This is a genomic window from Haloactinospora alba, from assembly GCF_006717075.1.
GTDB classification, from domain to species: domain Bacteria; phylum Actinomycetota; class Actinomycetes; order Streptosporangiales; family Streptosporangiaceae; genus Haloactinospora; species Haloactinospora alba.
Genome location: NZ_VFQC01000001.1, coordinates 723,710 through 736,121 on the forward strand (window position 1 = coordinate 723,710; position 12,412 = coordinate 736,121).

12 protein-coding genes are annotated in these 12,412 nt (G+C 70.2%); 6 read left to right on the plus strand and 6 right to left on the minus strand.

Going from position 1 to position 12,412, the window contains the following annotated elements:
- Positions 1-14 precede the first annotated feature (14 nt).
- The 5 genes from FHX37_RS03495 to nadA form a co-directional block, all read right to left on the minus strand.
- Entirely contained in the window at positions 15-1,094 is a 1,080-nt protein-coding gene (locus FHX37_RS03495; RefSeq protein ID WP_141922066.1) for a glycoside hydrolase family 15 protein, read from the minus strand.
- Positions 1,091-1,828 (minus strand): class I SAM-dependent methyltransferase, encoded by a 738-nt coding sequence (locus FHX37_RS03500; RefSeq protein WP_141924986.1) that lies wholly within the window; start codon positions 1,826-1,828, stop codon positions 1,091-1,093. The genes FHX37_RS03495 and FHX37_RS03500 overlap by 4 nt, the downstream gene beginning before the upstream one ends.
- A complete protein-coding gene (locus tag FHX37_RS03505) occupies positions 1,825-3,120 on the minus strand; it encodes a glycosyltransferase family 4 protein (RefSeq protein ID WP_141922068.1) in 1,296 nt (431 codons plus the stop codon). Before FHX37_RS03505 ends, FHX37_RS03500 begins: the two co-directional genes overlap by 4 nt.
- 479 nt (positions 3,121-3,599) lie before the next feature.
- On the minus strand, positions 3,600-4,595 hold the full coding sequence (locus FHX37_RS03510; protein WP_141922069.1) for an MBL fold metallo-hydrolase: 996 nt from the start codon (positions 4,593-4,595) through the stop codon (positions 3,600-3,602).
- Positions 4,596-4,827: 232 nt separating this feature from the next.
- On the minus strand, positions 4,828-5,820 hold the full coding sequence (gene nadA / locus FHX37_RS03515) for a quinolinate synthase NadA (RefSeq protein WP_141922070.1): 993 nt from the start codon (positions 5,818-5,820) through the stop codon (positions 4,828-4,830).
- 391 nt (positions 5,821-6,211) lie between these two features.
- Here nadA and FHX37_RS03520 point away from each other — a divergent pair, with 391 nt between their 5' ends.
- The 6 genes from FHX37_RS03520 to FHX37_RS03545 all read left to right on the plus strand — a co-directional run bounded on the left by FHX37_RS03520 (position 6,212) and on the right by FHX37_RS03545 (position 11,469).
- Positions 6,212-6,880, plus strand: coding sequence for an NUDIX hydrolase (locus FHX37_RS03520; RefSeq protein WP_246062350.1), 669 nt, complete (start codon positions 6,212-6,214; stop codon positions 6,878-6,880).
- A gap of 242 nt (positions 6,881-7,122) precedes the next feature.
- Entirely contained in the window at positions 7,123-7,764 is a 642-nt protein-coding gene (locus FHX37_RS03525; RefSeq protein WP_246062051.1) for an HAD family hydrolase, read from the plus strand.
- 127 nt (positions 7,765-7,891) lie between these two features.
- The gene (locus FHX37_RS03530; protein ID WP_141922074.1) at positions 7,892-9,043 is read left to right on the plus strand and encodes an ABC transporter ATP-binding protein; all 1,152 of its coding nucleotides are present in this window, start codon (positions 7,892-7,894) and stop codon (positions 9,041-9,043) included.
- Positions 9,036-9,794, plus strand: coding sequence for an ABC transporter permease (locus FHX37_RS03535; protein ID WP_141922076.1), 759 nt, complete (start codon positions 9,036-9,038; stop codon positions 9,792-9,794). Before FHX37_RS03530 ends, FHX37_RS03535 begins: the two co-directional genes overlap by 8 nt.
- The gene (locus FHX37_RS03540; RefSeq protein ID WP_141922078.1) at positions 9,791-10,498 is read left to right on the plus strand and encodes an ABC transporter permease; all 708 of its coding nucleotides are present in this window, start codon (positions 9,791-9,793) and stop codon (positions 10,496-10,498) included. The genes FHX37_RS03535 and FHX37_RS03540 overlap by 4 nt, the downstream gene beginning before the upstream one ends.
- A gap of 71 nt (positions 10,499-10,569) precedes the next feature.
- On the plus strand, positions 10,570-11,469 hold the full coding sequence (locus FHX37_RS03545; RefSeq protein ID WP_141922080.1) for an ABC transporter substrate-binding protein: 900 nt from the start codon (positions 10,570-10,572) through the stop codon (positions 11,467-11,469).
- A 216-nt stretch (positions 11,470-11,685) separates the two neighbouring features.
- Here FHX37_RS03545 and FHX37_RS03550 read toward each other — a convergent pair whose 3' ends face one another.
- Positions 11,686-12,180, minus strand: a complete 495-nt coding sequence (locus FHX37_RS03550) for a flavin reductase family protein (protein ID WP_141922082.1) — start codon at positions 12,178-12,180, stop codon at positions 11,686-11,688.
- Positions 12,181-12,412: the final 232 nt, after the last annotated feature.

Consider the following 12,412-nt stretch of genomic DNA (forward strand, 5'->3'; position numbering starts at 1 on the left):
GGCGCGCCCCACCGTCATGTCACGAGAGCGGCACAGCCGCAGAGCTCCGGAGCGACCGGAGACACGTCCCCAGCCGTGTCGGTGAAGATCCGTGCCCCCGCGGTCGCCTCGCATACGGCGTCCGTCGCCAGGATCACGGCCGCGGCCGTCCACGTGCTGCGTTCCACCGGCCAGTTCACCCGGTGCGCGAACTGGTAACCGGTCCAGTAGGCCCCGTCGTCCGGGTCGCGCAGGTGCTGGATGTCGGCGAGGAGGCCGATCGCCCGGGAAGTGTCGCCCATGGCAGCGAGCGCCAGGGCGAGCTCCGCGGTTTCGGCACCGGTTACCCAGGGCTGGTCACTGACGCAGCGGGCGCCCAAACCGGGGAGGACGAACGTGTCCCACTGCGCGTCGAGGCGTTCCCGGGCGGCGTCGCCACGCAGCGCCCCGCCGAGGATCGGGTAGTACCAGTCCATCGAGTAGCGTCCACGGTCGGCGAACACCGACGCGTGCTCCGCGACGAGGTGCCCGAGCTGGGTCGCCGCGAGTTCCCAGTCCGGCTGTGGCCGACCCAGTCGCTCCGCCAGCGCCGTGGCGCAACGCAGAGCCTGGTGGATACTGGCGCAACCGGTGAGGAGCGCGTGGTCGCCGGGAGAACCGTCCGGGTCGCACGCCCACGGGATCTCACCCCGTTCCGTGCGCAGCCGAAGCGCGAATTCCACCCCGCCGCGCACCGTCGGCCACATCGCCTCGGCGAACTCGCTGTCGCCCGTGACGAGGAGGTGGTGCCAGACACCGACCGCCGGGTACGTGGCGTGGTTGGTCTCCCTCGTCGGGTCGACAGTACGGGTGCCGCACAGTTTGGCGGGCCATGAGCCGTCGGAGTGTTGCACGTCGCTCAGCCACCGGTAGGCGCGGCGCGCGGCTTCGTGGTGCCCGGTCGTGGATAGGGCCATGGTGCACTCCACGTGGTCCCACACGTCGAGGTGCCCGCCGGGGAACCACGGAAGCGCCCCGTCCTCCTGCTGCGCGCCGAGAAGGTAGCGCGCGGAACTGAGTACCTGTTCCTCGCTCAGGACGCCCGGTAAACGGGGCAGCTCCTGCTGTGCCGTCATGTGCGGTTCCCTGCGGTCGGGTGGAGCGGTTTGCGCACGTACACGGCGATGCTCTTACCGAGCAGGGGATTGAGCAGCCGTTCGGCGCCTCGGGTGACGGTCGGACCGTTCAGGATGTCCCACACGAGCATCCGGTGGTAGGCCTTGGCCGCCGGATGCTCGTCGTTGTCGGGCCCCACGGCGCACTTGATCCACCAGTAGGGGGTGTGGAGCGCGTGCGCGTGGTGGTGCGGCCCGATCTCGAACCCGGTCGCCTTAAGCTTGGCCTCCAGCTCGACGCGGGTGTAGATGCGGACGTGCCCGCCCTCGACAGTGTGGTAGTCCTCCGAGAGCGCCCAGCACAGACGTTCGGGCAGCCAGCTCGGTACGGTGACAGCGGCGATGCCTCCGGGGCGCAGGACGCGGTAGAGCTCTGCCATGCCCGCGGTGTCGTGCGGCAGGTGTTCGAAGATCTCGGCCGCGATGACGCGGTCGAAGGAACCGTCCTCGAACGGCATGTCCAGGGCGTCGCCGCTGACCGTCTCGGCGCTGGAGCCGCTGGGAGCCTCCCCCTCGGCACGCATGGCGGCGAACATGGTGGCGAGCTCCGCGAGGTCGTCCTCGTTGTGGTCGAAAGCCACGACATCGGCACCGCGGCGGTACACCTCGAACGCGTGCCGCCCGTTGCCGCAGCCGAGATCCAGGACACGATTGCCCGAACCGACGGGGAACCGGGTGAAGTCGACGGTGATCAGTGCTGGCTCCTTGGGGTAGTGGTGCTGTCGGTCGTGGAGCGGTGCGGGCCGTGGATCGTCTCGGTGTACCGGCGCGCCGTGGTTTCCGCCACCGCACGCCAGGTGAAACGTTCCTGTACACGTTGCCACGCGGCCTCGCCCATCCGGGTGCGTCGGGTCTCGTCATCCAGCAGGTCACCGACGGCGGAGGCGAGCTCCTCGGGATCGCCGGGGGGGACCAGGTGCCCCGCGGCGCCGTCCTCACCCACGACCTCGGGTATGGCACCGGCCGCGCTGGCGACGAGCGGGGTGGCGCAGGCCATGGCCTCCACGGCGGGCAGTGAGAAGCCCTCGTAGTAGGAGGGGACGACAGCGACCTGCGCGCTGGCCAGAAGCCGCCCCAGTTCGGTGTCGTCGATCCCGTTGACGAAGGTGACCCGGTCGCCCAGGGCGAGCTCGTCGACGAGCTGCTCGGTGGGGCCACCGCGCTTGGGCTGGCTGACGACCGTCAGGGAGACGTCCCGTTCGGTGGCGAGCTTCGCCGTGGCCCGCAACAGGGTGGCGACGCCCTTCAGAGGACTGTCGGCACTGGCGACGCAGACCAGGTGTCCGGGGATGCGGTCGAGTTCGGCGTGGGGGTGGAAGAACCGGGTGTCCACGCCGAGGGGAACAACGTCCATGGCGGAGCGGTCCACCCCGAACTCGCGGGCGATGTCCGCTGCGGAGGAACGGGAGGGGACGAGAATGGGGTTGACGCGTCGCGCCACTCGTCCCTGCATCCCGACGAAGCTGTACCAGCGGCGTTTGGAGACGCGCTGCCACCCGCGCGCTTCCTCCAGCTCGATGCGCCGGTCCACGGTTATGGGGTGGTGGATCGTCGTGACGAGCGGGACTCCCGCGGCGTGCAGCCGGGACATCCCGTAGCCCAGTGTCTGGTTGTCGTGCACGACGTCGAACTCGTGGCGGCGGTGGTGCAGCTCGCGCAGCGCTCGCAGGGAGAACGTGAGGGGTTCGGGGAACCCGGCCGTCCACATGGTGGCGACCTCGAGCACGTCGATCCAGTCCCGCCACTGGCGTAGCGGAGGCGCGGTGAACGGGGCCGCGTCGTTGTAGAGATCGAGGCTGGGAAGTTTCTCGAGCGTGACACCCTCGTCGAGTTCCGGGTAGGGCTGGCCGGAGAAGACGGTGACCTGGTGTCCGAGGGCAGCGAGTTCCCGGGAGAGATGGCGGACGTAGACGCCCTGGCCGCCGCAGTGGGGCTTGCTGCGGTAGGACAGCAGCGCGACGCGCAGGGGACGGTCTGGGTAGGGCATGTGACTAGTCCAACGGCAACGGGGTCGTAAGGGTGGGGCGCCCGGTCGGCGAGTGGGCAGTGTGGCCCGCCGGCGTGCCGGACCGCTGGGGTGGGGCGGAAACCGGCGATGCGAAGGGCGGTGGTGCCTCGGCCGGCGGAGTCACTGCGTCACCTCGCTTGCTGCTCACTGTGCCCCGCCGCCACCGGCCACCGGGTTGGGGCCTGGTCGGTGGGCACCGTTCGGGACGAACAGCGCCCGTCAGCCAGGGGCTGGGGATAGGGGGGAGGAATGTCCGTTTCGCTTACGCGCATTATGTTACTCGTCAGTTTAATGCGTGGTTCCTCGTCCCCGTTTTCCCGGCTCCAGGATGGTTCGCGGCGTGCCTCTCCCGCTGCGCCTCCCCGTGGGGCCGGAGGGCCGTCCCACTGGCGCGGGACGCACCGGAACGTGGGCGTGTTCCGCGCCAGTCAACGGTACTGGTGCCGGTCCGGTTCCTGTCAGGGGGAGGTCCAGCGCACCACACCGTCGGGTCCGTGCTCCCGCAGGGCGCGTTCCCGGCGTTCCAGGGTGCGCATGTGCGCCGCGGTTTCGGAGGCGGCCATCCGGCGGGCGAACGTGTGCATGTTCTCCCATCCCTTACGCCACGGCAGGTTCACAACGAGCTCCCACAGTGTCGCCGGACTGGGGGAGAGCGCCGCGGACAGCGTCGAGAGGCGCTCCTCGTGGTGGTCGATGATCTCGGTGGTGCGTGCCGCGAGGTCGGTGAACGGCTGTTCGTGCGCGGGCAGGGCCCACGCGTCGACCGTGCTGATCTGCTCCAGTGAGTCGAGGAACGACCCGAGGGGGTCGTGTTCGTCGTCGAACGGGAAGAGGCCGATGTGGGGGGTGATGCGTGGCAGCACATGGTCCCCGAGGAACAGGAACCCGCTGTCCTCCAGGTGCAGGCAGACGTGTCCGGGAGCATGCCCGGGGGTCCAGATGACGCGTAGTTTGGCCCCGGAGATGTCGAGCGTGTCGCCGTGCGAGAGCTCGTGGTCGGGCAGCGGGGGCGGGTCGATGCGGGGTTCCAGCTGCGCGTACTCCGCTATCTCCTCGGAGGAGGCCCCCGCGCGGCGCAGCTGTGCGAGCTCCAGCTCGCTCTGTTCGGCACCGCTGAGCGCGGCGATCCGGCGGACGAGGTCGGCGTCCGCCTGGTGGGCGGCGATCCAGGCTCCCGAGGTGGCGCGGATCCGTTCGGCGAGTCCGGAGTGGTCGGGGTGGAAGTGGGTGAGGATGACCCCGTGGACGTCCTCGACGTTCGACCCGATGCTCTCCAGGCCGGTGGTGAGGGCCTGCCACGATTCCTCGTGGTTCCAGCCCGCGTCGACGAGCACGGGTCCGTGGGGCGTGGCCAGTGCGTAGACGAGCGTGTAGCCGAGGGGGTTGTCCGGTATCGGGACGGGCAGGCTCCATACGCCGTCACCCAGGCGTGCCACGTTCGGTACTTCTCGCATGCGGACCCTTTCGACTAAAAACCGAATCGGGTTCTAGAGTACGTGTCCGTCGGTTCCGCGTGCCGGTCCGGGTTGTCCACGGGGGAGGCCGCGGTGGGTGCCGGTCGGCGCGGGCGGGCGGCCGCACGCGCCGCGGGGCCGCGTGGACGGATGCGCGCGGCCCCGCGGCCAGTGCTGCTGTCCGGTTGTGGCTGGGTGTGGCTGTCCGTGGCGGTTGCCCCGGAGTCCGGGGTCACTCCCCGCCGCGGCCGGGCGTGCCGATCTCCACCATCCGCTCCACGGAACGGCGCGCGCTGGCTGCGGTCCCGGTGTCCACGGTGATTTCGGTGGTGCCGTCCCGGAGCGAGGCCAGCAGTTTCTCCGCGGTGATCATCTTCATGTAGTGGCACTCGGCGCGCGGGTTCACCGCCTCGAACTCTGTGGCCGGGTTGGCGGAGCGGAGCTGGTGCAGCATACCGGTCTCGGTCGCGACCAGGACCTTGTCGGCGGTGGAGCGCTCCGCCGCCGACAGCATGCCCCCGGTGGAGAGCACGTTGACGCGCTCCTCCGGAACGGTGCCCGCACCCACGAGGTACAGCGCGGAGGTCGAGCAGCCGCACTCCGGGTGCACGTACAGCTCGGCTTCGGGTTCGGCCGCTACCCGCTCCCTGAGCTCCTGGCCGTCGATGCCGGCGTGCACGTGGCACTCGCCCATCCAGACGTGGATGTTGTCCCGCCCGGTCACCCGCCGCACGTGGGCGCCGAGGAACTGGTCGGGGAGGAAGAGGATCTCCCGGTCCTCGGGGATGGAGCGGACCACGTCGGCGGCGTTCGACGAGGTGCAGCAGATGTCGGTCTCGGCCTTGACCGCCGCCGTGGTGTTGACGTAGGCGACGACGACGGCACCGGGGTGCTGGTCACGCCACTCGCGCACGTCCTGGGCCGTGATGGTGTCGGCGAGCGAGCACCCGGCGTTGGCGTCCGGGATCAGCACGGTCTTCTCGGGCGCGAGGATCTTGGCGGTCTCCGCCATGAAGTGCACGCCGCAGAAGACGATCGTGCCCGCCTCGACAGTGGCGGCCAGCCGGGACAGTCCCAGTGAGTCCCCGGTGTGGTCGGCGACGTCCTGGATCTCGGGGCGCTGGTAGTTGTGCGCGAGGATGACCGCGTCACGTTCCCGCGCCAGGCGACGGACCTCGCTGGCCCATGTCGCTGTGTCCATGGTCTCCGCCGGAGCGGTGCCCATTGTTACGTCCTTCTTCCCTCGGTTCGCGGGCCGCGGGCCGGAATCGGCCACTGGCCCTGATTGCGGGGGCTAGGTCCTGTTTTCGGACGCGTGTCCTGCTGAGCGCCGCCCCGGTGTGCCGCCCGGCGGCGTTCCCGCCGGTCGACGGAGGGTCCGCTCCGCCTCCCTGGCCGGCCGTGCCGGGCGGCACCGGAGGCGCCGCTCGCGACGAACAGCGCCCAAAAAACAGGACCTAGGCACCCGCCCTAGTTTTTGCCTTATAGACGAAAATTCGATGAAGTCTATCATGGGGGCGATGAGCGGGACAGAGACGGATCAGGACACCAGCGTTCCAGGGGGAACCACCATCGACGCGTTCCGCGGGCAGCCCGATCCGGGACCCGACCCCGAGGTGTTGGCGGCGCACGAGGTACTCGCAGCGGTGCTCCAGGTCCGCTGCGACCACCTGAGCGTCCTGCTGTGGCGACGCGCGCGCCCGCCCTCGGAGGGCGCATGGGTTCTTCCCGGCGGTCGGTTGGGAGCGCGTGAGGGGCTGGACGCCTCGATCCGGCGGCAGCTCGCCCAGAAGGTCGACGTGCGCGACCTCACCCACCTGGAACAGTTGGAGACCCGCGGCGGTCCCGACCGCCACCCCTCCGAGCGGAGACTGGCCACCGCCTACATGGGCCTGGTCCCCGCGGACACCGATCCCGTCGTCCCCGCCGACACCCAGTGGCACCCCGTCTCGGACCTGCCCCCCATGGGGTTCGACCACGCGGCGATCGTGAGCTCCGCACGCAGGCGACTGCGCGCGAAGCTCTCCTACACCAACATCGGGTTCGCGCTCGCTCCCGACGAGTTCACCGTCTCCGAACTGTCGCGCTACTACCGGGCCGCTCTCGGCTACGACGTCGCCGCCACCAACCTGCGCCGCGTGCTTCTGCGCCGCGGCCAGATCGAGGAGACCGGGAAATCCGTCCGTTCCGGACGCTCCGGAGGGCGGCCGGCGGCCCTCTTCCGCTTCCGCTCCCGGAGGCTGGAGGTCACCGACGCCTTCGCCGTCCTGCGTCCCCCCTCCTAAGTGCGTCCCCGGAGGGGTCCTCCAGTGCGGGCGGGAAGCTCCCGAAAGCTACGTAGCCGGGGAAAAGCCGCGGATCACCGCTATGTTAATCTCCCTTCCTCGGGTCTCCCGCCCGAGGCGGGAGACCGGTTCCGCCACTGGGCCGTTCGGCCCCCACCGCGCACACAGCCAGCCGCAGAAAGTAGGGAAAGGGCCCTCCCGCCTCCCAGAGGGGCGAGCCCGAGCAGCAGATGATTCGCAGTGTGGTGTTCGACGTCGGCGAGACCCTGATCGACGAGACACGTATCTTCGCGCGGTGGGCCGACCGTCTCGGCGTCCCGCACCTGACCCTCTTCGGACTCATCGGTGCCGCCCTGGAGCGGGGAGACTCGCTGACCTCGGCGTTCCGCCAGGTCAAACCCGACTTCGACCTGGCGGCGGAGTCCGCGAACTGGCGGCGCGACGAGCCCGGCAGCATGCGGGAGAACTTCGACGCCGGAGACCTGTACCCCGACGTCCGCCCCGCCCTGGCCGCGCTGCGCGACATGGAGCTGCGGGTGGTCATCGCCGGAAACCAGCCCACCCAGGCCGGAGCCGCGCTGCGCGGGATGGGATTGCCGACCGACGGCATCCACGTTTCCGAGGACTGGGGCGTGGCCAAGCCCGACCCGGCGTTCTTCGCGCGTGTCCAGGAGGAGACGGGAACCCGTCCGGACGAGATCCTCTACGTCGGCGACCGGGTCGACAACGACGTCCTTCCCGCCAAGGAAGCGGGGATGGCGGCGGCACTGCTGCGGCGCGGGATGCTGGGGTACCGCCACGCCACCCATCCCGGGGCCGACCGTGCTGACGTGGTGCTGGACGACCTCAGCCAGCTCGTCCCGTGGTGCGCCGGCCGCGGGTGACCACCCACGACGGTGCCGGACCGGTCCCACCGCACGCCCGGCCCCGACCGCTTCGTCCCGCTGAGGAGGGGAAAGTGCGTTCCGACGAGTCGCCCGCGGTTCCGGTAGGAGAGATACGGCTCTTTTCATGATCACCTTCACGGGAGTGAGCAAGCTCTACCCCGACGGGACGACCGCCGTCGACAACCTGGACCTCACCGTCGGGACGGGACGCACCACGGTGCTCGTCGGCCCCTCCGGCTGCGGCAAGACCACCACACTGCGGATGGTCAACCGCATGGTCGAACCCACACACGGGACCGTCGCCATCGACGGCGAGGACGTCCGCAACCGCAACCCGGCCGAACTCCGCAGGTCCATCGGGTACGTCATCCAGCAGGCGGGCCTGTTCCCGCACCGCACCGTCCTGGACAACATCGCCACCGTCCCGCTGCTGCTCAACTGGGGGAAACGCAGGGCACGGGCGCGGGCCCGCGAGCTGATGGACCTGGTGGGGTTGGAGCACTCCCACGCGAAGCGCTACCCCCACCAGCTTTCCGGGGGGCAGCAGCAGCGGGTGGGAGTCGCCCGGGCACTCGCCGCGGACCCGCCCGTCCTGCTGATGGACGAACCGTTCAGCGCGGTCGACCCGGTCGTGCGCGCCAGCCTCCAGGAGGAACTGCTGCGGCTGCAGTCCGAGCTGCACAAGACGATCGTGTTCGTCACCCACGACATCGACGAGGCCGTCACGGTCGGCGACGCCATCGCCGTGTTCCGGCCGGGCGGCGAACTGGCGCAGTTCGACCACCCCCAACGCCTGCTCGCCGAGCCGACGGACGAGTTCGTGGAGGCCTTCGTCGGCTACGACCGGGGAGTGCGGCGGCTGTCGTTCTTCCCCGCCAGCGCGCTGTCCCTCCGGGACGACATCCTCGTCGCGTCCACCGGCACGGTCGCCGACGCCCGTGCCGTCGCGGAGAGGACAGGGGAACCCTGGCTGCTCGTCGTCGACCCGGACCGGAGCCCGCTCGGGTGGGTCGCCGCCGACTCCCTGCGCCGTTCCCCTGCCCAGCAGACGCTGGAAACCGCGGAACTCGTCGGCTACGGCCACATCTTCACCGTGCACACCGACTCGCTGCGTGCCGCGCTGGACGCGTCCGTCCTCTCACCCGCCGGCCGCGCCGTCGGCGTCGACGCGCAGGGGGCCGTCATCGGCGCGGTCTCCCAGGCGGACCTCGGCGCCGCCATCTGGTCCGTGGGAGAGTCGAGTGGCTCCCCAGCCGAAGGGAGCGAACATGGCTGACGAGCAGTTCCTCCGGTGGGAGTGGATCGCGCGGAACCTCGGTGACCCGATCGGCGTCCGGCTGCTGCAGCACCTGCAGCTGTCCTTCCTGTCGATCCTGCTCGGCCTCCTCATCGCCCTTCCCGCGGGAGTCGCGGCCGCCCGCTGGCGCAGGCTGTACCCGCCCCTCCTCACCGGGGTGAACGTTCTGTACGCGATACCGTCGATCGCGCTGTTCATCCTGCTGCTGCCCTACACGGGGCTGAGCCCTGCGACGGCGATCATCCCGCTGGCGTTGTACACGTTGGCGATCCTGGTTCCCAACGTCGCCGACGGACTGAACCAGGTGCCCTCCCATGTTCGCCAGGCTGCCGTCGCCATGGGGTTCGGGCCGCTGCGGCGCCTGCTGCGGGTGGAACTCCCGATCGCCGTTCCCGTCGTGATCGCCGGCCTGCGGGTGGCGGCGGTGGCCACCATCAGCATGGTCAGTGTGGCCGGGCTCGTCGGGCTGGGCGGGCTGGGCCAGCTGGTCCTCAGCGCGGGGTTCCAGCGCCAGTTCCCCACCCCGGTCGTGGTGGGGATCGCTCTGTCGGTTGCGTTGGCGCTCCTCGTGGACGGGGCGCTCGTCCTGCTGCAGCGGGCGCTCACCCCCTGGAAACGCGGCCGCGGCCCGGCACGTGCCTCCCGGACGTCCCGACCGTTCCGGCGGTCCGGACGCGGGCTGTCGAAACGGGCGCCGGCCGAGGCACCCGAACCGGAGGGGGCCGGATGACCGGTACTGTCCTGGCGACCGAACTGGCCGGATCGTTGGGGGTCGTGGACTGGTTCTCCCGTACCGAGCAGTGGACAGGCGCGGACGGCATACCAGTGCGGTTCCTGGAACACGTCCGCTACTCCGGTATCGCGCTGGCGCTGTCGGCGGCACTCGCGGTCCCGTTGGGACTGCTCACCGGACACACCGGACGCGGGGGCTTCCTGGCGATCAGCCTGGCCAACGTCGCACGCGCCCTGCCGACCATCGGGGTGCTCATGCTCGTCGTGCTCGCCACCGGTATCGGAGTCACCCCGGTCATGGTCGCGCTGGTGGCGCTGGCCGTCCCTCCCATCCTCGTGAACACCTACGAGGGCGTGCGCGGGGTGGACCCGCAGTTCAACGACGCCGCCCGCGGCATGGGGATGCGGGGTTGGCAGGTGCTGCTGCGCGTCGAGCTCCCGATCGCGCTGCCCCTGATCCTGCTCGGCCTGCGCACGGCCGCGATCCAGGTGGTGGCCACCGCCACCGTCGCCGCCTACGTCGGCGTCGGCGGTCTGGGACGGTTCATCGTGGACGGCCAGGCGCGGCAGCAGATTGCGATGGTGCTGGGAGGGGCGCTGCTCGTGGTCCTGCTGGCGCTGTTGGTGACACTCGTTTTCGCGCTGCTCGGCCGGTTGGCGGTCGCGCCGGCGCTGCGCGGCCGCGCCACGGCGGTGCGGTGAGGGCACCGACGGACCGACCCGACAGCGTGGACACAGGTATCCCGCCGACCCCGAGAAAGAAGAGGTTCACGATGCGCACACCACTCCGGCTCGCGGCGGCCAGTGCCCCGTTGGTACTGGCACTGAACGCCTGCGGGGGAACCGACCCGTTCGCCGGGGACAACGAGGGCGACGGCGGAGCCGTGGTCGTCGGCTCCGCCGACTTCCCGGAAAGCACCCTGCTCGCCGAGATCTACGCCGAGGCGTTGCGGGCCGAGGGCGTGACCGTGGAGACACAGCTCGACATCGGCAGCCGTGAGGTGTACTTCGACCAGGTCGCGGAGGGCAACCTCTCCGTGTTTCCCGAGTACAACGGGGGGATCCTGAACCAGATCGACCCCGACGCCGAACCGGGGAACACGCAGGAGACCAACAAAGCGGTCCGCGAGGCGCTCCCCGACGGGCTGGAGATCCTGGAGTCCTCCTCCGCCCAGAGCAAGGACTCCGTGACGGTGACCAGCGAGACCGCCGAGGAGAAGGGGCTGGAGAGCATCACCGACCTGGAGGGCGAAGCCCAGGACATGGTGTTCGGCGGCCCACCCGAGTTCGAGGAGCGGCCGCAGGGCATTCCCGGCCTCAAGGACACCTACGGCCTGGAGTTCAGCGAGTTCCGCTCGCTGGACGCCACCCTGGTGCCCCAGGCGCTCGCGGACGGCGACGTCCAGGCGGCGAACCTGTTCACCACGGACCCGGAGATCCGGGCCAACGACCTCGTGCCGCTGGATGACCCCGAGAACCTGTTCGGGTCGCAGAACGTGACCCCGCTGGTCAACAGCGAGGAGGTGGACGACACGACGCGCGAGACCCTCAACGCCGTGTCCGCCGAGCTGGACACCGACACCCTGATCGAACTCAACGAACGCATCCGCATGGACCGCGAGGACCCGGACGCGGTCGCCGCCGACTGGCTGGAGTCCCAGGACCTGGCTTAGGTGTACTGACGATGGAGGTTGGTGACACCCGCCCTCGGGTGATGCATGCGAAAAGGGCCTCCGGTATCGGTGTGGATGTCTGACGTCGACACTGATACGAGGAGGCCCTCGATGCCCCACATTACCCATGCCAACGCCATCCTCACTCCCACCGGCCGCCAAGCGCTGGCCCACCCGCCTCCCGCGTCACCAACCTCACGGGACGGAACAGGAACCTCAACCCAGTGAGCGGTACTTTCCGCCGTAGCGGATGAGGGGGGAGGCGTCCACCGTGAGGCCGCCCACGTGGGGAAGGTTCTCCACGGACGCCAGGTAGACGACGTGGTCCCCGGCCTCGATCCGGCGCGTCACGGTGCACTCCAGGGCCGCGATCGCCGTGTCCAGGACCAGCGCCCCGGAGTGCTCCCCCCTGCTGTGGGGCTCGTTGGCGAGCAGCAGGCGGGCGCTGGGCCGGCCCTCGGCGGCGAACCTCCCGGCGATCGCCCGGTGCCGCGCGTCGAGCACGTTCACGGCGAACCGTTCCTGGAAGTCGATCACGTCGCAGAGGTAGCTGCTCTGGATCACACTGACCATGACGATGGGCGGTTCCGCCGATATCGACGTGAAAGCGCTCACCGTGCTGCCGATATCGTCTCGGTCGTCCTGGACGGTCACGACCGAGACCCCGGTGGCCAACTGCGCCATCGTCTCCGTGAACTCTGCGGGATTCATCGATTGGTCGGCGCGCGGAACCCCACCCGCGGGCGGGGAGGCGCCTCTCTCCTTTCTCGCGGGGTGGTCCGGACCGTGTCCGACGGTCCGGCCGTGCACGGCCACCGGTACCCGGCGGCACACCAGCGCCCCAGGGCCTGTTTTCGGATGCTTGTCCTGCTGCGCGTCGCCCCAGCACCGCCCGGTGGCACTGGAGACACCGCTCGCGACCAACAGTGTCCAAAAACAGGTC